Below are 21,988 nucleotides of genomic sequence, written 5' to 3' on the forward strand. Positions count from 1 at the left end.
ATGTTACTGGACAGTAGCTATAGGAGGAAATGCGGCACGCGCACCCGGCACCACAACGCCGCCGAAGTGCCATAGGGTCGTGATCTGTGAAGCCCGTCGCGGCGGTGACCACCTCGAAGACCAGCGCGATTTCCGCATTTCGCGCCTCGCCGTGAGCCCGTCGGCCGTCCTCCCACGGTGGATCTACGTCCCGGCTGCGCTGGGGGCGCTGTTCGTCGCCGTTCCTCTCGTGGCGGTGGCTGCGAAGGTCGACTGGCCGCGATTCTGGTCGCTGATCACCAGTCCGGCATCGGTGTCCGCACTCGAGCTGAGTCTGCGTACCGCGACCGCCAGCACAGTGTTGTGCCTGATCCTGGGGGTGCCGATGGCTCTGGTGCTCGCCCGAAGCGACGCCCGGGTGGTCCGGATGACGCGGCCGCTGATCCTGCTCCCGTTGGTGCTTCCACCCGTGGTGGGGGGCATCGCGTTGCTGTACGCATACGGCCGCCTCGGGCTGATCGGGCAGTATTTGGACGCCGCGGGAATCCAGATCGCCTTCACGACGACAGCGGTCGTGCTGGCGCAGACATTCGTGTCGCTGCCGTTCCTCGTCATCGCGCTGGAAGGCGCGGCTCGCACCGCGGGGACGGACTACGAGGTGGTCGCCGCGACCCTGGGCGCCCGGCCCACCACTGTCTGGTGGCGGGTGTCCCTGCCGCTGCTGGCCCCGGGTCTGGTGTCCGGCGCGGTCCTGGCCTTCGCGCGATCGTTGGGCGAATTCGGCGCCACGCTCACGTTCGCCGGTTCGCGAGAGGGCGTCACCCGCACCCTCCCGCTGGAGATCTACCTACAGCGGGAGAGCGACGCGGACGCGGCGGTCGCGCTGTCTTTGCTCCTCGTCGTGATCGCGGCCGTGGTGGTCATCGTGCTCGGCAGCAGGCGGTTGGGGACCCGCGGCGCCCATGGTGGTGAATCAGCGTGACGGACGTCAGTGTGCGCGCGATTGTCGAGAACCGCGGTGTGGATATCGAACTCGTGGTGGACGCCGGCGAGGTTCTCGCCGTACTCGGTCCGAATGGCGCGGGTAAGTCGACGGCACTTCATGTGATCGCGGGTCTGGTGCGGCCCGACCACGGCGTCGTCCGCGTCGGCGATCGGGTGCTGACCGATACGGCCACGGGCACGCATGTCGCCACCCACGACCGCCGGATCGGGCTGCTGATGCAGGATGCGCTGTTGTTCCCGCATCTGAGCGTCGTCGCCAACGTCGCCTTCTCCCCACGCAGCTCACGGGCGGATGCGATGCGCTGGTTGGACGAGGTCGAGGCCGCCGAGCTGGCCGATCGTATGCCCCGGCAGCTCTCGGGCGGGCAGGCGCAGCGCATCGCGTTGGCTCGCGCGCTGGCCGCGGACCCGGATGTGCTGCTGCTCGACGAACCCTTGGCCGGCCTGGACGTTGGAGCGGCCGCCGCGATGCGCAAACTGCTGGGCCGCGTTCTCGCGCGCGACGGCCGATCCGCGGTCCTGATCACCCACGACCTGGTGGATGTCCTCACCCTCGCCGACCGGGTACTTGTCCTCGAGGAGGGCAGAGTCGTCGAAAAAGGCTCCGCCGCAGCGGTTTTGACTGCACCTCGCAGCAAGTTCGGGGCGCGCCTCGCCGGCGTCAACCTCGTGGCGGGCATCGCGGGCCCACAGGGGGTGTTGGCGACGCCGTGGGGGGTGGCCTGGCATGGCGTCGCCGAACCCGACAGCCTCGCCGGGCAGTCTGCGGTGGCGTTGTTCTCGCCGGCGGCGGTCGCCGTTTATCGCGACAAGCCGCACGGCAGCCCGCGCAACACCGTGGCGGTGACCGTCGCCGAGCTGGACAGCCGCGGGCCCGCCATCCGCGTCCGCGCCGAGGAACAGCCGGACGGCGCACCTGGGCTGGCCGCCGACATCACCGCCGATTCGGCCGCCGAGCTGCGGCTGGCGCCGGGGGAGCGCGTCTATTTCTCGATCAAGGCGCAGGAGGTCACCCTTCTCCCCAGCCCGTAACGACGCGGCTCGCCCATGCGAATTACCAACTGGATTGCCTGTGAGAGCCGTCACCAACCGCCGGAGCGCGCCGCGCGCCTGGCGCGGGGCGCAGATAGAGCAGCAATCTATAAAATGCTGTCTAGCTGGGCTTTAGAAGCTTACAGCAATGTCACAATTAAGCACATTTGGAGCAACTCGCACTTGCGTCACGGCGGTAACACGGTATTTTCATCCCCATGGATGAGCGAGACGCGTTACGCGAACCCCGCAAGGGCCTCTCAAAGTCGCTGATGATTGCGGCGGTGACCGGTGCGACCGCGGTGGCGCTCACGCTGCCGTCAATCGCACAGGCACAACCGGAGCCCACGCCGGCGCCGCCTCCTCCGCCACCGACCGGCAACACGTTCATGCAGGGGCCGCCTCCTCCGCCAGGAGCGCCCGCGCCCCCGCCGCCAGGTGCCCCGGCGCCGCCGCCTCCGCCCGCGGACCCGAACGCACCGCCACCGCCGGTGGATCCCAACGCCCCGCCGCCGCCCGTCGACCCGGGCCGCGTCGAGAACGCCGCCGGTGGTCTGAGCTTCGTGGTGCCCGCCGGATGGAAGGTGTCGGATTCCACCCAGCTGTCTTACGGCCAAGCGTTGTTGACCAAGATCACCCCTGAGGGTGCGGAGCCGCCGAACGACACGAGCGTGCTGCTGGGGCGGCTCGATCTGAAGCTGTTCGCCGGCGCCGAAACCGACAACACGAAGGCGGCCCAGCGGCTTGCATCGGACATGGGCGAGTTCTTCATGCCCTTCCCCGGCACCCGCATGAACCAGGAAACGGTTCCGCTCGACGCCAACGGTATGCCCGGCGTTGCCTCCTACTACGAGGTGAAGTTCACCGACGCCAACAAGCCCACCGGGCAGATCTGGGCCGGCGTGGTCGGCGAGCCGGTCGAACCCGGCACACCGCGCGGTCAGCGCACCCCGCAACGCTGGTTCGTCGTCTGGCTCGGAACCGAGACCAACCCGATCCCGAAGGACGAGGCTGTCACATTGGCGAACTCGATCCGGCCCTACGCCCCGCCGGTCGCTGTGCCTCCGCCGCCTGCGGATCCGAACGCTCCGCCGCCGCCGCCGGCCGATCCCAACGCTCCGCCCCCGCCGCCGGCCGATCCCAACGCTCCGCCCCCGCCGCCGGCCGATCCCAACGCACCGCCGCCGCCTGCGCCCGCGGGCGTCGGGGTCCCCGTGCCAGTGGCGCCAGAAGCCGCGCCGGGGATGTTGCCGCCCGGCTGACACGCCAGGACTGGACTGGCTATAACGCAGGCACAACGCGATGTGCTTGCGTCCTCGGATCGACCAGAACCACCGATGAGCGTTCGCCTCGCGGGTGGAAACCGACCATCGACCTTCGCGGTCGTCAATTTTGGTGACGTGCTTGGCCGGGCGGCCTACGATCGGGAGTACAGCTGAGGTCGGGGATGGGTAAGGGAGCCTCCATGCTGAACTTGATTTGTCGCGTCACGGCCAGGGTGGCGGTGGCTCTTGCGGCGCTTACCGGTGCCTCGTTGGTGTCGCCGGCGGTGGGAAGCGCAATCGAGTGCGGAGTGGGAACTCTTTTCGACCCACCCACGAACACGTGCATCGCCGCGCCACTGCCGCCGCCCCCGCCTCCTCCTCCGCCACCACCACCGCCGGCCTGGAACGGCGATCCGACTCCGTACTTCTCGGTGGGGATCTGCGCTCCTATTCCCTTCGTGTCGTTGTGCGCTGGAATCTGACGTTCCGCGGCTTGAGTACGCCCATTTGAAGACTGCTGATCTTGACCGCACTGGCCGTCGAATTGTTACCGGCGTGCGGTATATCTCGAGTTGGCCCGGCGGTTGCGCTGAGCCATGGCCAGCGATAGGCGGGAGATCCTGATGGACATCATTGCGGCTACCGAGTTGCTCGCAGAACGGTCGACGACGCTGACCAGCGTCGGCTGGATCGGCTACATCATCATCGGCGCGCTCGCGGGCTGGATCGCCGGAAAGATCGTGAAGGGCCGCGGATCCGGCATTCTGATGAACATCATCGTCGGTGTCATCGGCGCCTTGATCGGCGGCTTCCTCCTCAGCTTCTGGTTCGACACCGCAGAGGGGGGTTGGTGGTTCACCTTCTTCACCGCGATCCTCGGGTCGATCATCCTGCTGTGGCTCGTCGGTCTGGTGCAAAAAAAGACGTAGCGTCACCATGGGGTGATGGGCACCCCAACGATGAAGGCATGGCGAGTTCAGCGGCCGGGCCCGATGAGCAGTCGACCGTTGCAGAAAGTCACCGCCGACGTGCCACGGCCCGCGCCGGGCGAGCTCCTCGTCGCCGTGCGGGCATGTGGCGTGTGCCGCACCGATCTTCACGTCACCGAGGGCGACCTGCCTGTGCATCGCGCCGGGGTGATTCCTGGCCACGAGGTCGTCGCCGAAGTCGTCGAAGTCGGTCCGGAAACAGATGGCGGCGAGTTCGCGGTCGGTGATCGGGTCGGCATCGCGTGGCTGCGGCACACGTGTGGCCAATGCAGATTCTGCAAAAGCGGTAACGAAAACCTATGTCCGGAGTCTCGCTACACGGGATGGGACGCCGACGGGGGATACGCCGAATTCGCCACTGTCCCAGCCGCTTACGCCCACCCGCTCCCAGCTGGATATTCGGATGCCGAACTGGCGCCGTTGCTGTGCGCGGGCATCATCGGCTATCGCGCACTGCTGCGCGCCGAACTGCCTGAAGGCGGCCGGCTTGGCATATACGGGTTCGGTGGAAGCGCACACCTGACCGCACAGGTGGCGCTCGCACAGGGCGCCGAGGTGCATGTGATGACCCGCGGCGAGCAGGCGAAGGAATTGGCATCGGCACTGGGCGCCGCGTCCGTACAGGGCGCCGCCGACCGTCCGCCGGTGATGCTGGACTCCGCGATTCTCTTTGCGCCGGTGGGGGATCTGGTGTTGCCGGCTCTCGAGGCGCTCGATCGCGGCGGCACGCTGGCCGTCGCCGGTATTCACCTGTCCGACATTCCTGCGCTGAACTATCAGCGGCATCTCTTCCAGGAGCGGCAGTTGCGGTCGGTGGCATCGAACACTCGCGCCGACGCCCGCCAATTTCTTGCGTTCGCCGGCCGTCATCACCTCGAGGTGACGACACCGCAGTACCCCCTGGACAAGGCCGCCGATGCGCTTGCAGAGCTGGGGGCGGGCCGGATTTCGGGCGCCGCGGTATTGGTGGTTTAGAGCGCGGCGAGGGCAGCGCCGAGCCGGCCCCGCAGATCGCCGCGGCCGTAGCGGTAGAGCGGCCCCGCCCCGTCGCTCAGGATCTGGCGCAGCCGCGCCATTCCCCGCGCGCTCACCGGTCGCAGTGAATGCAATCGCAAGGTGATCGCGTCGATCACGTCCTCGGCCGCAGCGAGGTTGGGCACGTGCAGTGGCACCCGGGACGAGAGCAGGAGACCGCGGCCGCGGGCATCGGCGACTATCGCACGCAGCGACCGTGCGATTGCCTCTCGCTCGGCGGTCGACGTCAGACGCGCCTCGTGCGCCGCGAGCGCGCTGCCCTCGGGTGCGGGGACACCGACGGCAAGTAGCCGGTCGTACCGGTCGGCCCTCAGTCGCGCGGTCAACCGTGACCACATCGACGGCCGTGGGAGCGCGTCGGCCGCCGTGGCGGGGCGGACGTCGGAGGAACTGGAAAGGATTTCGGCTGGAATCTTGTTGTCAGCCATGGATATCTGCCTCTTTGCCGGATTACGGCATTCGCGTTTGTTGTGACCGTCTAACACGTTACAACGGTCATGCGTGACCGGTCAAGTTGATATACCGGTCATGCGGGCCTACTCTGGAACTGTGGTTGCCGATCCGACGCGATGGCTCGCCGACGTGGAGTCCAAGCCGGCGCCCGGCCCGCTGCTCCGGGTTCAGGCGCTGGTCAACACCGTTGAGCTGCCTTCGGGGCCAGACCGCCTCGCCGATCTCGACGATGCCAAGCCATGGTTGATCGACAACGAGCTGATGGCATCCGACGCCGCCCTCGACGACGCGGATCTGCGGCTGCTGCGCGATGTCCGTGAGTCGTTGCGCGCCCTGTTGATGTGCAACGGCGCAGGGCCCTCGCCGACCGTAGCGGAGCTTGCGCCGCTTCGTGCGGTGGCCGCCGGTGGTGCCGCGCGCGCTGAGTTCGGTGACGACGGACTGGTGCGACTCACGGCCCTCGGCGATTCCGTCGCCGAACGTCTGGTCGGTTTGCTGTTGATCATCCGCGACGCACAACTCGATGGTAGTTGGGCACGCCTGAAGGTCTGCGCGAACGACGAATGCCGCTGGGCGTTCTACGACAGATCCCGCAACCACGGCGGCACCTGGTGCGAGATGTCCGCGTGCGGCAACAAGCTCAAGAACCGCGAGTTCAGGGCACGGCGCAGAAAAGGTGATCGCTGACCAGCGAGGCGTCAGTCAGGTCGACAGATGCCACACCAGGGCGGCGGCGAGCGCGCCCAAACCGTTGAGCGACCAGTGCAGCGCGATCGGCGCGATCAGGCTTCCACTGCGCCGACGCAGCCAGGTGAACACGAAGCCGGCGAAGGCGGTCGCCGCCACCGCGAGAATCACGCCCGCGACCGTACCCAGCACGCCGCCGCCGAACAGGCGCGTGAAGCCAACGTTGCTGCTGGTCAAACCGAATGAGGTCGCGATGTGCCACAGGCCGAAGAGCAGCGAGCCGGCCGCGGCGACGCCGCGCCAGCCCCAGGCGCGGTCCAGTGCGCCGTGCAGTACGCCGCGAAATGCCAGCTCCTCGGGGATGACCGTCTGGAGAGGAATGATGATCATCGATGCGATCAACGCGCCGGAGATCGTCGCGTAGTTGTTGTTCATGAACATCGGCCGCGTCCATGGCAGCAGCGCGCCGACCGCGATCACCGAGATGACCAGCGCGACCGCGGCCAGGGCATAACCCGCTCCTGTTTTCCAGTGTTCCCGGCCCAGGCCCAGCTCGGTCCAGCCCAGACCGCGGGACCGCACAAGTAGCAGCAGTCCGACGGCGGCCGCCGGCACCGTGGCAATGCTGGCCCACGGGGTGGTGAAGTGCGCTATCAGGTTGGTCAGTGCGAGCACAACGACCACCACGGCGATGTCCGCGTAGATCCGGAAATGATGAATTGCGGACAATTGTTCGATCAGCGGGTGCGGCTGCTCGGCTACGTCTGGCGGGCAGGAGCGCAGCGACCGGGGAATCGACAGCGCTTGATCGGACACGATGGGCGATTCTACCGGTGTTCGCTGAGTGCCTGCTGAGACAGCAAGACCCCTGACTATGGAAGACATCTGCGTGCGGGTGTTGGTAGCCCGTGGGTGAACAAGTCTCGCTCGTCGGGCACACCGTGATTTGCAGGCGTTTGATGGGTATTGGAAACCGACCGCGACGCCACAGGAGGACCGTGCGATGACCACGCTGGCGCACAATTGGCATTCCGCTGAGCTGCACTCGCTGAGCGACGAGACGCTCGCCCGAATCGACGGTTGGTGGCGCGCTGCCAACTACCTGTCCGTAGGCCAGATCTATCTGCTGGCCAACCCGCTGCTGAAGACACCGCTGTCCCGCGACGACGTCAAACCCCGTCTGCTCGGCCACTGGGGGACCACGCCGGGTCTGAACTTCCTGTACGCGCATCTCAACAGGGTCATCAAGGAGCGCGAGCAGTCGACCCTGTACGTCACCGGGCCCGGTCACGGCGGCCCCGGACTGGTCGCCAACGCCTACCTCGACGGCACCTACTCAGAGGTGTACTCCGATATCACCCGGGACACCGAGGGCATTCGGCGGTTGTTCCGCCAGTTCTCCTTCCCCGGCGGCATCCCGTCGCACGTCGCACCTGAAACGCCGGGCTCGATCCACGAGGGCGGCGAACTCGGGTATGCGCTTTCGCACGCCTACGGCGCGGCCTTCGACAACCCGGACCTGCTGGTCGCGGCTGTCGTCGGGGACGGCGAGGCCGAAACCGGGGCCCTGGCGACGAGTTGGCATTCGAACAAGTTCGTCAACCCCGCCAAAGACGGTGTGGTGCTGCCGATCCTGCACCTCAACGGGTACAAGATCGCGAATCCGACGGTTCTGGACCGGATATCTCAGGACGAACTCCGTAGCCTGATGGCCGGCTACGGACACCATCCGTATTTCTTCGAGGCGACCGAGGATGACGACATCGCCGACGTTCACCGGCGGTTCGCGTCGTTGCTCGACGAGGTGCTCAACGAGATCTCGGAGATCAAGGCCAAGGCTTCGGAGCGTGACGAGCGGCGGCCGGCATGGCCGATGATCGTCTTCCGCACACCCAAAGGGTGGACAGGACCTGACTACATCGACGGAAAGAAGACCACGGGATCCTGGCGCGCACACCAGGTTCCGTTGGCCAGCGCCCGCGACACTCCCGAGCATCTGCAGGTGCTCGCCGACTGGCTGGGCTCGTACCGGCCCGATGAGCTGTTCGACGAGGACGGCAAACTCCATTCCGCCATCGCCGAACTCGCGCCTGCAGGCACGCTGCGAATGAGCGACAATCCACACGCCAACGGTGGAATGTTGTTGAAGGATCTGCGACTTCCCGACTTCAGGAAGTTCGGCGTGAACGTGCCGGCCCCTGGTGCGACCATCGCCGAAGCGACCAAGGTGCTCGGTGAGTGGCTGACGGAAGTGATTCGGCTGAACCCCGACAACTTCCGGATATTCGGCCCCGACGAGACCGCGTCGAATCGTCTGCAGGCGGTATTCGATACGACCGCCAAACAGTGGAACGCCGACTTCGTCGGCCCGGAGGTGGACGAGCATCTCGCCCGAGCCGGACGCGTCGTCGAGATGTTGTCCGAACACCAGTGTCAGGGCTGGCTCGAGGGGTATCTGCTGACCGGCCGACACGGTCTGTTCAATTGCTACGAAGCCTTCATCCACATCGTCGACTCGATGGTCAACCAGCACGCGAAGTGGCTCAAGGTCACCAACCACATACCCTGGCGCCGGCCCATCGCAAGCTTGAATTACCTTCTGTCGAGCCATGTTTGGCGGCAGGACCACAACGGCTTCAGCCATCAGGACCCCGGCTTCATCGACCATGTGGTCAACAAGAAAGCCGAGATCGTCAGGGTGTACCTGCCTCCGGATGCGAACACCCTGCTGTCCACCTACGACCACTGCCTGCGCTCCCGGCAGTATGTGAACGTGGTGGTGGCGGGCAAGCAGCCCCACCCCAACTTCCTCACCATGGACGAGGCGATCGCGCACTGCACCAGAGGGCTGGGCATCTGGGAATGGGCGGGCACCGAGGAACTCGGAACGGACCCCGACGTCGTGATCGCGACCGCCGGCGACGTGCCGACGCTCGAGGGTCTCGCGGCGGTCGACATTCTCAGACAACACCTGCCGGACCTGAAGGTGCGCTTCGTCAACGTCGTGGACCTGATGCGCCTGCAGGACGACACCGAGCACCCGCATGGTCTGTCCAACCGCGCATTCGACGGGATCTTCACCCCGGACAAGCCGGTGATCTTCGCCTATCACGGTTATCCGTGGCTGGTCCACCGGCTCATCTATCGTCGTGACGGCGCCAACAACGTGCATGTGCGCGGCTACAAGGAAGAGGGGACGACCACCACCCCCTTCGACATGGTCATGCTCAACGACCTCGATCGGTTCCACCTGGTGATGGACGTGATCGACCGGGTGCCGTCCCTGCAGTCGCGGTGTGCGACGCTGCGTCAGCGCATGGTCGACATGCGCATCACCGCCCGCGAGTACACCCGTGAGCACGGCGATGATCTGCCCGAGGTGCGCGACTGGGTGTGGCCCGACGCGCGCGGGCTGGCGGGACAGTCGAACCTGGACGCGACCTCGTCGACCGGAGGCGACAACGAGTAGTCGCGAATGCACGCATTACCCTGTCGGTCGTGCTGGGATTCGCGGTGCCGCAATTCGGGGAGGCGGCCTACGCCGAGCTGGCCCGCTTCGCCTCGACGGCCGAGGAACTCGGCGCCGACAGCCTCTGGGTAGGGGACCGGCTGCTGGCCGCGGTGCAACCGACCGTCGGATATGCGGGAAAGGACACCATCCCCGGGCAGTTCCGCACCGGCATCGATCCGTTCATCGCGTTGGCGGTGGCCGCGACGGCCACGACCCGAGCCCGCCTGGGGGCCAGCGTGTTCGTGGCCCCGTGGTACCCGCCGGTGCAGCTGGCCCGGCAACTCACGAGTCTGGACGTGGTTAGCGGCGGACGCCTGATGCCCGGCTTCGGCATCGGCTGGTCGCCCGAGGAGTACCAGGCCGCAGGTGCACCGTTTCGCCGTCGCGGTGCGCAACTCGACGAGCTGCTGGACGCGCTGGAGCAACTGTGGACAGCCAGTCCCGTTGCCCACCAAGGGGAACGCTGGTCCATCCCGGCATCGTGGGTGAACCTCAAACCGGTACAACAGCCGCGACCCCCGATCTACCTGGGCGCGTTCAGGTCGGCCGGACTCAAGCGCGTGGGTGCGCGTGCTGACGGCTGGATGGCGGTGGTTCAAGTGCCGGGCGGTGTGAACCTCGACATGCTGGCCTGGCAGCGGAGAAAGATCGACGACGCGGCCCGCGCCGCCGGACGTGATCCGTCGGCGATCCACAGCTGTGTGCGGATCAACGTCGCCGAGGACACCGCCCTGGAGCCGGTGGTCGAGGCCGTGAAGATGCTGGCCGACAACGGCTATCCCGATGCCTTCGTCGACCTGATCTACGTCGCCACCACCACAGACTCCCATCTCGACTGGGTCGAACGGTTGCTGGACCGATGAGCGGTGGATTGCTCGCGTCAGTGCGTGTGTTGGATTTGGGCGGCGGCTATTCCGACGGGGTCGGCCGCCTGTTTGCGGACCTGGGCGCCGACGTCTTGAAGATCGAACTTCGCGACGGAACGACGGCCCGTCGCGCGTTGCCCGCCATCGCAGGCGAAAGCATCGCGTTCGCGATCAACAACGCGAACAAACGCAGCGCGGTGCTCGACCCGGACAGCGCCGACGGTCGCGGTCGACTCGTCGCGTTGGCCGGTACCGCCGACATCGTCGTGGACAGCGGAGACACGGGAACCGCGGCGGCGTTCGGAACATCGGCCGCCGCGCTGGCCGAACAGTTCGGACACCTGGTGACGTTGTCGGTCACCGACTTCGGGACCACCGGTCCATACAGTTCGCGGCAGGCCACCGACGCTGTGCTGTATGCGATGTCGACAGCTCTGTCACGGACAGGGCCGACGACGGGCAGGCCGGTGCTGCCGCCCGAGGGCGTGGCGTCGGGGACGGCCGCGGTGCAGGCTGCCTGGGCAGCGCTGGCCGCCTATTACCGCCGATTACGTGACGGCAGAGGCGATTACATCGACTTCTCGCGGTTCGAGGGTGTGCTGCAGTCGCTCGATCCGCCGTTCGGATCGGAGGGCCAGGCTGCCGTCGGCCTCAAGTCCGCCGGTGAACTGTGGCGGGGCCGACCGCGCAATCAGCACATCTATCCCATCTTCGCGTGCAAGGACGGCCACGTGCGCATCTGCCTGCTGTCGCCGCGGCAATGGCGCGGAATGCGCGGCTGGCTCGGTGAACCCGAGCAGTTCGCCGATCCCAAGTTCGACACCATCGCCGCCCGCTACGCCGCTTCGCGCGAACTCAACGCCGCGATCGCCGAACTCTTCGCGTCGCAGACGATGGACACGCTGGTTGCCGGTGGACACGCGCGGGGAGTACCGGTGGCCGCGGTCCTCACCGCGGCAGAAACCCTGACATCGGAGCACTTTCGCGCAGTCGGGGCGTTGACCGACCTCGCGATCGCCGATGACGTGAGGGTGACGGTTCCCGCGGGCCCCGTCATCGTCGACGGGCATCACGCCGGGGTGGCGCGCCGCGCGCCCACGACGGGGGCCGACGATCCCGATTGGTCGGCAGGCCCGTTGACCGTCGAGGGCCGCGACGCCGATGTGTGCCGCCCGTTCGACGGCCTGCGCATACTCGACCTCGGGGTGATCGTCGCGGGCGGCGAGCTGGGCCGGCTTTTCGCCGACCTGGGCGCCGAGGTGATCAAGGTCGAAAGCGCCGCCTATCCCGACGGTCTCCGGCAGACGGCGCCGGGGATGATGATGAGCCGGTCGTGGGCGTTGACGCACCGGAACGAACAGAGTCTCGGCCTCGACCTGCGGCATCCCGAAGGGGCCGAGCTCTTTCGCCGTCTGGTCGCGGAATCGGACGCCGTCTTCGCCAACTTCAAGCCCGGAACACTTGATTCGCTGGGCTTTTCGTACGAACAGCTCCGAGCCATCAATCCACGCATCGTGCTGGCGGAAAGCAGTGCATACGGGGCGACCGGTCCGTGGAGCGATCGGATGGGTTACGGCCCACTGGTGCGTGCGGCGACAGGTGTCACCTGGCTGTGGACCTCCCAAGACGCCGAACCCGACAGCTTCTATGACGCGACGACCGTCTTCCCCGACCATGTCGCCGCGCGGCTCACCGCGGTCGCGGCGCTGGCCGCCCTGATTCGCCGCGAGCACTCCGGAACCGGTGCGCACGTGCACATTCCGCAGGCCGAGGCGGCCGTCAACCAGCTCGCCACCGCATACGTCGCCGAGGCGGCACGTGCGGCCGGGCTGTCGGTGACCGAGGACGAGGCAATCCACGGCGTCTATCCGTGCGAGGGCGACGACGAATGGTGTGTCATCTCTGTTCGGTCGCAGGCCGACCGTGCGGCGCTGTCGACGGTCATCGGCCGCGACCTTCCCGACGAGCGGGCGACATTCATCACTGCGGTGTCGGAGTGGACGCATGCCCACGACAAGGCGGCTGTCGCCGAGATCCTGCAAGCCGCAGGCATTCCCGCAGCACCGATGAACCGGGCGGTCGACATACCCACCGATCCGCAGGTGGCGTTCCGGCGGCTCTACGTCGAGATGGCGCATCCCTTGTTCGACGCACCGATGCTCAGCGAAACGGGACCCGCGCCGTACACCGGCATCCCGACCGCGGAACTCCGGCCCGCCCCGATGCCGGGGGAGCAGACCCGCCGGATCTGCCAGGAGGTGCTCGGATTGAGCACCGAGGACACCGATCGGCTCATCGCTGACGGCGTACTTTTCACTCGACAAGGGAGCCCATGATGGATCTGCGGACGCCGGTGCTGATCGGCTATGGCCAGGTCAACCAGCACGACGAGAACCCCGACGTCGAACCCGTCGACCTGATGGAGGCGGCCGCCCGCGCCGCCGCCGACCCACGCGTGCTGGAGGCCGTCGACGCCGTGCGCGTGGTCAACCTACTGTCCTGGCGCTACCGCGATCCGGGCCGGCTACTGGCACAGCGTATTCGGGCCGAGGGTGCCGAGACGCGCTACACCGGCATCGGCGGCAACGTGCCGCAGACACTGGTCAACAAGGCGTGCCTGGACATTCAGGCCGGACGCTCGGAGGTTGTGCTCATCGCGGGGGCCGAGACGTGGCGAACCCGTTCCCGAGTCCGCAAGGCCGGGCACAAGCTCAACTGGACCAGCCAGGACGACTCCGTGCCGATCGCCGAAGGTTCCGACGAAGGCATCGAACTCGCCGGCCCCTCGGATCTCCGGATCAAACTGGACCGGCCCGCCTATGTCTATCCGATGTTCGAGCAGGCGCTGCGCATCGCGGCGGGTGAATCCTCCGACGAGCACCGGCGCCGCATCGGCGAACTCTGGTCACAGTTCAGCGCGGTGGCCGCGACGAATCCGCATGCGTGGAGCCGGGAGGCGCTGTCGGGTGACGACATTGCCGAACCCAGTCGGGGCAACCGGATGGTCAGCTGGCCCTACACCAAGCTGATGAACTCGAACAACATGGTGGACCAGGGTGCGGCGCTGGTGCTGACGTCGGTCGAGAAAGCCACCCACCTGCAGATCCCGCGTGACCGTTGGGTTTTTCCGTACGCGGGTACCGACGCCCACGACACCTACGCGATCAGCAATCGCGCCGAGTTGCACACCTCACCGGCTATCCGCATCGCGGGCAACCGCGCGCTGGAGCTGGCCGGTGCCGGTATCGACGAAATGGCGCTGATCGACCTTTACTCGTGCTTCCCGTCCGCGGTGCAGGTGGCGGCGAACGAACTCGGCCTGCCGAGCGATGACTCGTCCCGGCCCCTGACCGTGACGGGCGGGCTCACGTTCGCGGGCGGCCCGTGGAACAACTACGTGACACATTCGATCGCCACCATGGCCGAACGCCTGGTCGCCAACCCCGGCCAGCGCGGCCTGATCACCGCCAACGGCGGCTATCTCACCAAACACAGCTTCGGCGTGTACGGGACGGAACCGCCGACCCACGAATTCCGTTGGGAAGACGTACAAGAGGCCGTCGACCGCGAACCCACCCGCGAGGCCGTCGTCGAGTGGTCGGGGGTGGGCACCGTCGAATCGTGGACGACTCCGTTCGACAGAGATGGATCGCCGGAGAAGGCCTTCCTCGCGGTGCGCACACCCGAGGATGCGCGTGCGCTCGCCGTGATCCCGGAGAATGTCGACGTGACGGTCCGAGAGGACATCGCCGGGGCCAAGGTCCAGGTCAACCTGGACGGCACCGCGACGCTGGTGTGAGTTAGCCGAGGTCGGCCAGCAGCGCTTTGACGCGCTGCCTGGCCACGATGTCGGCGCCGGGGCCGACGATCGCGTGCACCCGGCCCGCCCCGACGGCGTCGATCGCCGCTTCGGCGACGTCGGTGGGGCTGATGGCGTCCCGCATCGCGTCGCCCTCGCCGTCAACCGGCGTCGCGACCGCACCCGGAGGCACGAGCGCCGCGGAGTTCCGCCCCAGCGGAGTGTCCACCAACCCGGGGCACAATACGGTCGCACCCAAATGCTTTGATACCGACTTCAATTCGGCATCGAGTGTCTCCGTCAACCCGACGACCGCGTGCATGGTGGCGTTGTACGGCCCGAGGTTGGGCAGCGCAATCAAGCCGCCAACGGATGCGGTGTTGAGGAAGTGCCCAGAGCCCTGGGCGATGAACAGCGGCGCGAAGGTCCGCACTCCGTGGACGACGCCCATCAGCTTCACGTCGATGAGCCAACGCCACGTTTCAGGTCGCTGTTCCCACATCGGAGCCATTTCGCAGACCACACCCGCGTTGTTGCACACGAGGTCCACTCGTCCGAACCGTTCGATGGTCTCGTCGGCCAACGCGTCGACATCGGCGTCGACGCCGACATCGGCGTGCACCCCGACCACTCGGCCGGGGTGCCGCGACAGCAGGTCGACCGCGGTGGGAATCGCGTCCTCGCGGACATCGGCGATCATCACGTTCACACCGCGACGCGCCAACACCGTGGCCAATGCCAAACCGATGCCGCTGGTGCCGCCGGTCACCACAGCGACCTCTCCCGCTTCGATTCTCATGATTACGGAGCCTCCACGGGCACGTCGGTGTACTGCGGCACGAATCCGTCGGCGGAGAACGTGAAGCCCTTTTTGCTGAACTCGCTCAGGCATGACACACCCGCCGACTCCTGCACGTTGCAGCGGAATCCGGCTGCGGCCAGGATTCTGTTGAACGGCAGGACTTTCGCGGGTCCGGGATCGAGCGCGAATTCCGGTTCTTCCAGCGCAACGAACTGTGCGTCGCCGTCGCGTGGAATGACAAGTGCGTTCGGTGTCGCGGTGTCGCCGTCAGCGCCGGGCACCGCGTCCGGTGCGCCGGTGATGCCCGTGGCGGACGGCCAGTTCGCGGCGGACTGACAGCCGACCTTGTCCCGCGGAATGATGGCGCACGCCCAGTTTCCGCTGGGGGAGGTGAAGTAATAGCTCGTCCCGGCGGGCGGGTAGGCGACGTAGTCGAATGCATTCGCCAAGTGCGCGTTGCTCGGCGGTGGGGTCGACGGTGACGACGTGCCGGCAGGAGTCGCCGTGGGTGATTCGTCGGCGTCGGTGACGGTGCCTGTCGAGCAACCCGCGGCCAGCGTCGCCACGGCCGCCAGCGCCGCCGAGAGTGTGCGTGCGTTCACCTATGCGCCGACAAGCTTTTCCGGGTCGACCGGCTCCCGCGACCGGACCGCCGATTTGATGTCATCGAGCCCTTCCCAGATGTTGACGTTCATCCCCGCGAGCACCCGGTTCGCGTCATCGAGCCAGTACGCCGTGAATTCGCGGCCTGCCACGTCACCGCGGAACAGCACCCGATCGTAGTCGGGTGCGTGCCCGACGTATTCCATACCCAGGTCGTACTGGTCGGTGAAGAAATAGGGCAGTTCGGCGTACTCCTGGGGCTTTCCGAGCATGCCCGCGGCCGCGACGGCGGGTTGTTTGAGCGCGTTCGCCCAATGCTCGGTGCGGATGCGAGTACCGAACACCGGATGCTCGGCGGCAGCGATATCGCCGACGGCGAAAATGTCCGCGTTGCTGGTGCGCAAAGCCGCATCCACGAGAACGCCGCCGTTGCCGGTGGCCAGGCCCGCCTGCTCAGCGAGCCCGATGTTGGCGGTCGCGCCGACCGCGACCAGAACGGCATCGGCGGCGACGGTGGAACCGTCGCCCAGCTTGAGCCCCGTTGCCTTGCCCCCGGCGGTGGTGATTTCGTCGACCGTGGTGCCGAGTCGCAGATCCACGCCGTGGTCGCGGTGCATCGCGGCGAATACTTCGCCGGCCTCGCGGCCGAGAGCGCCCATCAACGGCACCTCTGCGGTTTCGACGACCGTAACAGCTGCGCCCCGATCGCGGGCACCTGCGGCGACTTCGAGGCCGATCCATCCGGCACCGACGATCGCCAGCGAAGTACCCTCTGCCAGAACGGAGTTCAGTGCCTGGGCCTCGTCGATAGTGCGTAAGTAGAGCACGCCCTCGGCGTCGGCGCCCGGAATCGGCGGCCGCCGGGGAGTGGACCCGGTGGCCAGCAGAAGCTTGTCGTAGCCCACGGTGGTGCCGTCGGGCAGGGACACGGTGTGACCATCGGGGTCGATCGCGGACACCTCGGTGCCGAGTTGCAGCTCGACGTGGTGGTCGCGGTACCACGCCGACGACGCGGCGGTGAATTCGCCGAACTGCTTCTTGCCAAGGAGAAATTCCTTCGACAGCGGGGGACGTTCGTACGGCAGGTGCTCCTCTGCGGCGAAAAGCACGATGTGCCCGTCGAAATCCTTGTCACGCAATGCTTCTGCGGCCTTTGCCCCGGCGAGGCCGCCGCCCACGATGGCGAATGTTGACGACGTTGTCATGCCACCTGAGCTTACTCGGGACACGGCGTGGTGGATCAGGCCAACAGGTCTTTGAGCTTTCGCGCATTGCGGATGGCGTGTCCGCCCAGGTCGTTGTTGAAGTAGACCACCACCCGGCGTCCCTCCTCGTGCCAGCCGGCGATCCTGTCGGCCCATTCGCGCAGCTCGTCGTCGGTGTAGGAGCCCGCATAGATCGAGTCCTGCGGCGGGCCGTGCATACGTATGTATACAAGAGAGCTGGTCGCCTTGGGGACACACGCCAGGGCGGGGCCGCTCATCACCACGTACGCGGCGCCGTGTTGTTCGAGCAGCGCATAAACGGCGTCGTCGTCCCAGGAGGGGTGCCGCAACTCCATGGCCACCGGAATCCAGTCGGGCATCACGGTAAGGAAGTGGGAGAGCCGGTCGTCGTCGCGTTCCAGCTCCGGATGCAGTTGAACGAGCAGCGCCTCGCGCCGGTCGGCGAGCGCGGTCCAGCAGCGCTCGAAACGCTCCACCCACGGTTCCGGCGAACGCAGCCTTCGGTAGTGGGTGAGCCCCCGCTGGGCCTTGACCGACATCGTGAAACCATCGGGCAGCCGCTGCCGCCAGCCCTCGAAGGTGGCGTCCTTCGGCCACCGGTAGAAACTGGCGTTCAGCTCGACGGTGTCGAATTCCTCGACGTACGTCGCCAACCGCTTGGCGACCGGCAATTTGGGCGGATACAGCACGCCGCTCCAGTGGTCGTATGACCATCCGGAGGTGCCGATGCGAATCACCGCTATCGGCTAACCCCCCGAAGTCACGCCGAAACCTACTTGGGAGGCAGGCTTCTGGCGTAGTCGACCCCGCGGCCCACCCAACTCTGGAGCTGCCGCTTGGTCTTGACACCCTCGACGGATACCAGCAACCAGCCGCGGGTTTCGCGGCCGGCCATGATCATCGGTTCGACGTGTTCGCGTGCCAGCAGCTTCTCGGTGTCGTCGCGCGGCACCCGCACCATGAGCCCGCCGTGGCCGCTGACGCACACCGACATGTTGCCGCCGATGAGGAATGCCAGCCCGCCGAACATCCGCTTCTCGGCGACACCACGCTCGCCTGCGACAAGCTCGCGGACGCGGTGAGCCAGGTCTTCGTCGTACGCCATAGAGACGACGGTAACGCCATGGCGCGATTCGGGCGGAATTCGCGCCATGGCGTTACATGCGGCGTCAGGCCGCCGCCGAAGCCGTCTCCTCGGCAGGTACCAGCGCCTGCGCGATGATGTCGGCGACGTCGACCATCGGCTTGACCTCCAGCGACTCGAGCACGTCGGCGGGGACGTCGTCCAGGTCGGCCTCGTTGCGCTGGGGGATGAAAACCGTTGACAGCCCCGCTCGTTGCGCAGCCAGCAGCTTCTGCTTGACGCCGCCGATCGGCAGCACGCGGCCGTTGAGCGTCACCTCACCGGTCATGCCGACATCGGAGCGGACCTGCCGTCCGGTGGCCATCGACACCAGGGCCGTCACCATGGTCACGCCGGCCGACGGACCGTCCTTGGGCACCGCACCCGCGGGCACGTGCACGTGGATCCGGCGATCCAGCGACTTCGGATCGACGCCCAGCTGCTCGGCGTGGGCACGCACATAGGACAGCGCGATCTGCGCGGACTCCTTCATCACGTCACCGAGCTGACCGGTCAGCTGCAGCCCGGCCTCGCCATCGGTCGCCCCGGCTTCGATGTACAGCACGTCGCCGCCCAGACCCGTGACCGCCAGCCCGGTGGCCACACCGGGCACCGCCGTGCGTTCCGCCGACTCCGGCAGGAATCGTGGACGGCCCAGGTAGTCAACGAGATCGGGTTCGTCGATCGCCAACGGCGCAGGATCTGCAGCCAATTTCGTTGTCGCCTTGCGCAATGCCTTGGCCAGCAGCCGCTCGAACTGCCGCACACCCGGCTCGCGGGTGTAGTCGGCCGCGATCTTGCGCAGCGCGTCCTCGGTCACCGTCACCTCGGCTTCGGTCAGCGCCGCACGCTCGCGCTGCCGGGGCAGCAGAAAGTCCCGTGCGATGGCGACCTTGTCGTCCTCGGTGTAACCGTCGATCTGGATCAGCTCCATGCGGTCCAGCAGCGCCGACGGGATGTTCTCGATCACGTTGGCCGTCGCCAGGAACACGACGTCCGACAAGTCCAGATCCAGCTCCAGGTAGTGGTCGCGGAACGTGTGGTTCTGCGCCGGGTCCAGCACCTCGAGCAGGGCGGCAGACGGATCGCCCCGGTAGTCGGAGCCGACCTTGTCGATCTCGTCGAGCAGCACGACGGGGTTCATCGATCCCGCCTCGCCGATCGCGCGGACGATCCGGCCGGGCAGTGCACCGACGTAGGTGCGACGGTGACCACGGATCTCGGCCTCGTCGCGCACGCCACCGAGGGCGACACGAACGAACTTGCGGCCCAACGCCCGCGCCACGCTCTCGCCGAGCGATGTCTTACCGACACCAGGGGGACCGGCCAGCACCATCACCGCACCGGACCCACGGCCGCCGACGACAGCCATTCCGCGCTGGGCGCGCCGGGCGCGCACCGCCAGGTACTCGACGATGCGGTCCTTCACGTCCTCCAGGCCGTGGTGGTCCGCGTCGAGAATCTCGCGAGCCGACTTCAGGTCGGTGGAGTCCTCGGTCGTCACGTTCCACGGCAGGTCCAGCACGGTGTCCAACCAGGTCCTGATCCAGCCGCCCTCGGGGCTCTGCTCGCTCGAGCGTTCCAGCTTGCCGACCTCGCGCAGGGCGGCTTCGCGCACCTTGTCCGGCAGGTCGGCGGCCTCGACACGGGCCCGGTAGTCGTCGCTTCCGTCGGGCTCACCTTCCCCCAGCTCCTTGCGGATGGCGGCGAGCTGCTGGCGCAGCAAGAACTCCTTCTGCGTCTTCTCCATGCCCTCGCGCACGTCGTCGGCGATCTTGTCGGTGACCTCGACCTCCGCCAGATGAGCGCCGGTCCACTCGATCAGCAGCTTCAGCCGCTCAGCGACGTCGGGGGTCTCCAGCAGCTCGCGCTTCTGTACCTGTGTGAGGTACGACGCGTAGCCGGCCGTGTCGGCCAACGCCGACGGATCGGTGAGCTGGTTGACGAAGTCGATGATCTGCCAGGCCTCGCGGCGCTGCAGCATCGCCAGCAGCAGCTTCTTGTACTCGGCGGCGAGCGCGCGGACATCGTCAGTCGGTTCGACCTCCTCGACCTCGGTCACCTCGACCCACAACGCGGCGCCGGGGCCGTTGGCGCCCGCGCCGATGTGGGCGCGCTTGGTCCCGCGCACCACCGCCGCGGTCCCACTACCACCGGCGATACGGCCGACCTGCACGATCGACGCGAGCACGCCGTGCGACGCATAGCGATCCTCGAGTCGGGGAGCGATGAGCAGCTCACCGGATTCGGTCGCCTGCGCCGCGTCGACGGCGGCGCGTGCGGCGTCGTCCAGCTCGATCGGCACGACCATGCCGGGCAGGACGATCGATTCGTTCAGGAACAGCACCGGCACTGATTTGGCTTCAGCCATTTCTCCTCCAAAGTTCAGTCAGATCGACTCAACCCTGGGAGCGACGGGTTTGTTCCCCTCCAGGCCGTCTCCACGTTCACTCTGCGCGTAGGCCCCACTTGTGTGTCGTTTGTTGCCGCGAATGCACGCATTTTGCGGCCACAAACGACACACAAATGGCAGGGAGCCTGCCGTTCGGGGGTTACGGCAGGCTCCCTGTTGTGGGTGGAACTCAGGCGGTGGCTTGCGCCCCCAGCACCCGCTGGATATCGGGCTTCATCATCTCGAGCTGCTGACCCCAGTAGCCCCAGCTGTGCGTGCCCTGTTGCGGGAAGTTGAACACGCCGTTGGTGCCGCCAGCCGCGACGTAGTTGTCCTTGAAGCTGACGTTGGTGCGCAGCGTCAGTCCCTCGAGGAACTGCGCGGCCATCATGTTGCCGCCGCCACCGCTGGTGTCCAGATCCGATGGCGTACCGGAGCCGCAGTAGATCCAGACCCTGGTGTTGTTGGCGACCAGCTGATTGATGTTGACCATCGGGTCGTTGCGCTTCCACGCCGGATCCGAGGACGGACCCCACATGCTCTCGGCGTTGTATCCGCCCGCGTCGTTCATCGCCAGCCCGATCAACATCGGCCACCAGCCCTCGGACGGATTGAGGAAGCCCGACAGCGATGCGGCGTAGATGAACTTCTGCGGGTGATAGATCGAGTACGTCAGCGCCGTGGCGCCGGCCATCGAAATGCCGACCACCGCGTTGCCGAGCTGGGAGACACCCTTGTTGGCCTCCAGCCAAGCGGGCAGCTCGTTCGTCAGGAACGTCTCCCACTTGTAGGTGTAATCCTGGCCGTTACCCCGTGACGGCTGATACCAGTCGGTGTAGAAGCTCGACATGCCACCGACGGGCATGACGGTCGACAGACCCGACTGGTAGTACCACTCGAAGGCCGGGGTGTTGATGTCCCAGCCGTTGAAATCGTCCTGCGCCCGCAGTCCGTCCAGCAGGTACACCGCGTGCGGACCTCCGCCCTGGAACTGCACCCGGATGTTGCGGTTCATCGACGGGGAGAACACATCCAGATACTCGACCGGCAGACCCGGCCGGGAGAACGCACCAGCTGTCGCCGAACCCCCGACGAAGCCGATCAGCCCGGGCAGAGTCGCCGCCGCAACGGCGCTCACCGCCAGCCTGCGGAACCACTTACTCCGAAACCTCTCAAAGACCTTCATAACGGCAACCAACCCACCTTTCATCACCTGGCGCA

At 66.9% G+C, this 21,988-nt stretch carries 19 protein-coding genes; 10 read left to right on the forward strand and 9 right to left on the reverse strand.

All coding sequences use genetic code 11. The annotated features are described in order from the left end of the window. Positions 1 to 151 precede the first annotated feature (151 nt). From G6N36_RS03855 to G6N36_RS03880, 5 genes are all read left to right on the forward strand, one after another. Positions 152 to 961, forward strand: coding sequence for an ABC transporter permease (locus G6N36_RS03855; protein WP_179964896.1), 810 nt, complete (start codon positions 152 to 154; stop codon positions 959 to 961). Beyond that, the gene (locus G6N36_RS03860) at positions 958 to 2,016 is read left to right on the forward strand and encodes a sulfate/molybdate ABC transporter ATP-binding protein (RefSeq protein ID WP_163685094.1); all 1,059 of its coding nucleotides are present in this window, start codon (positions 958 to 960) and stop codon (positions 2,014 to 2,016) included. The genes G6N36_RS03855 and G6N36_RS03860 overlap by 4 nt, the downstream gene beginning before the upstream one ends. 218 nt (positions 2,017 to 2,234) lie before the next feature. Continuing rightward, positions 2,235 to 3,278, forward strand: a complete 1,044-nt coding sequence (locus G6N36_RS03865) for an alanine and proline-rich secreted protein Apa (protein WP_163685096.1) — start codon at positions 2,235 to 2,237, stop codon at positions 3,276 to 3,278. 626 nt (positions 3,279 to 3,904) lie between these two features. Continuing rightward, the gene (locus G6N36_RS03875) at positions 3,905 to 4,210 is read left to right on the forward strand and encodes a GlsB/YeaQ/YmgE family stress response membrane protein (protein ID WP_163690377.1); all 306 of its coding nucleotides are present in this window, start codon (positions 3,905 to 3,907) and stop codon (positions 4,208 to 4,210) included. 15 nt (positions 4,211 to 4,225) lie between these two features. After that, complete coding sequence (locus G6N36_RS03880; protein ID WP_163685100.1) at positions 4,226 to 5,245, forward strand: zinc-binding alcohol dehydrogenase family protein; 1,020 nt, start codon at positions 4,226 to 4,228, stop codon at positions 5,243 to 5,245. Here the strand turns inward: G6N36_RS03880 and G6N36_RS03885 are convergent. After that, entirely contained in the window at positions 5,242 to 5,733 is a 492-nt protein-coding gene (locus tag G6N36_RS03885; protein ID WP_163685101.1) for a hypothetical protein, read from the reverse strand. The genes G6N36_RS03880 and G6N36_RS03885 overlap by 4 nt on opposite strands. A gap of 100 nt (positions 5,734 to 5,833) precedes the next feature. On the opposite strand from G6N36_RS03885, the gene G6N36_RS03890 reads away from it, so the two are divergent. Then, the gene (locus G6N36_RS03890) at positions 5,834 to 6,445 is read left to right on the forward strand and encodes a CGNR zinc finger domain-containing protein (RefSeq protein WP_163685103.1); all 612 of its coding nucleotides are present in this window, start codon (positions 5,834 to 5,836) and stop codon (positions 6,443 to 6,445) included. 15 nt (positions 6,446 to 6,460) lie between these two features. On the opposite strand, the gene G6N36_RS03895 is transcribed toward G6N36_RS03890, so the two are convergent. Then, positions 6,461 to 7,228: a CPBP family intramembrane glutamic endopeptidase gene (locus G6N36_RS03895; RefSeq protein WP_163690378.1), complete on the reverse strand. Its 768-nt coding sequence runs from the start codon at positions 7,226 to 7,228 to the stop codon at positions 6,461 to 6,463. A gap of 220 nt (positions 7,229 to 7,448) precedes the next feature. Here G6N36_RS03895 and G6N36_RS03900 point away from each other — a divergent pair, with 220 nt between their 5' ends. The 4 genes from G6N36_RS03900 to G6N36_RS03915 are packed head-to-tail and all read left to right on the forward strand — an operon-like array spanning position 7,449 to position 14,621. Then, positions 7,449 to 9,914 (forward strand): phosphoketolase family protein, encoded by a 2,466-nt coding sequence (locus G6N36_RS03900; RefSeq protein ID WP_163685106.1) that lies wholly within the window; start codon positions 7,449 to 7,451, stop codon positions 9,912 to 9,914. A 29-nt stretch (positions 9,915 to 9,943) separates the two neighbouring features. Further along, a complete protein-coding gene (locus G6N36_RS03905) occupies positions 9,944 to 10,819 on the forward strand; it encodes a TIGR03619 family F420-dependent LLM class oxidoreductase (protein WP_163685108.1) in 876 nt (291 codons plus the stop codon). Next, entirely contained in the window at positions 10,816 to 13,158 is a 2,343-nt protein-coding gene (locus G6N36_RS03910) for a CaiB/BaiF CoA-transferase family protein (protein WP_163685110.1), read from the forward strand. The genes G6N36_RS03905 and G6N36_RS03910 overlap by 4 nt, the downstream gene beginning before the upstream one ends. Next, positions 13,158 to 14,621: an acetyl-CoA acetyltransferase gene (locus G6N36_RS03915; RefSeq protein WP_163685113.1), complete on the forward strand. Its 1,464-nt coding sequence runs from the start codon at positions 13,158 to 13,160 to the stop codon at positions 14,619 to 14,621. The genes G6N36_RS03910 and G6N36_RS03915 overlap by 1 nt, the downstream gene beginning before the upstream one ends. 1 nt (position 14,622) lies before the next feature. Here the strand turns inward: G6N36_RS03915 and G6N36_RS03920 are convergent, their stop codons facing one another. The 7 genes from G6N36_RS03920 to G6N36_RS03950 all read right to left on the reverse strand — a co-directional run bounded on the left by G6N36_RS03920 (position 14,623) and on the right by G6N36_RS03950 (position 21,953). Further along, a complete protein-coding gene (locus G6N36_RS03920) occupies positions 14,623 to 15,420 on the reverse strand; it encodes an SDR family NAD(P)-dependent oxidoreductase (protein ID WP_163685115.1) in 798 nt (265 codons plus the stop codon). A 2-nt stretch (positions 15,421 to 15,422) separates the two neighbouring features. Next, positions 15,423 to 16,025, reverse strand: coding sequence for a hypothetical protein (locus G6N36_RS03925; RefSeq protein WP_163685117.1), 603 nt, complete (start codon positions 16,023 to 16,025; stop codon positions 15,423 to 15,425). Further along, positions 16,026 to 17,231, reverse strand: a complete 1,206-nt coding sequence (locus G6N36_RS03930) for an NAD(P)/FAD-dependent oxidoreductase (protein WP_163685119.1) — start codon at positions 17,229 to 17,231, stop codon at positions 16,026 to 16,028. A 35-nt stretch (positions 17,232 to 17,266) separates the two neighbouring features. Beyond that, positions 17,267 to 17,989 carry a DUF72 domain-containing protein gene (locus tag G6N36_RS03935; RefSeq protein WP_163685121.1) on the reverse strand — a complete coding sequence of 241 codons (723 nt, stop codon included), beginning with the start codon at positions 17,987 to 17,989 and terminating at the stop codon, positions 17,267 to 17,269. Positions 17,990 to 18,024: 35 nt separating this feature from the next. Next, positions 18,025 to 18,357, reverse strand: coding sequence for a TfoX/Sxy family protein (locus G6N36_RS03940; protein WP_163685123.1), 333 nt, complete (start codon positions 18,355 to 18,357; stop codon positions 18,025 to 18,027). Positions 18,358 to 18,421: 64 nt separating this feature from the next. Next, entirely contained in the window at positions 18,422 to 20,746 is a 2,325-nt protein-coding gene (gene lon, locus G6N36_RS03945) for an endopeptidase La (RefSeq protein ID WP_163685125.1), read from the reverse strand. A gap of 211 nt (positions 20,747 to 20,957) precedes the next feature. Beyond that, a complete protein-coding gene (locus G6N36_RS03950) occupies positions 20,958 to 21,953 on the reverse strand; it encodes an esterase family protein (protein WP_163685128.1) in 996 nt (331 codons plus the stop codon). Positions 21,954 to 21,988 lie beyond the last annotated feature (35 nt).

Source organism: Mycolicibacterium gadium, assembly GCF_010728925.1.
Taxonomy (GTDB): Bacteria; Actinomycetota; Actinomycetes; order Mycobacteriales; family Mycobacteriaceae; genus Mycobacterium; species Mycobacterium gadium.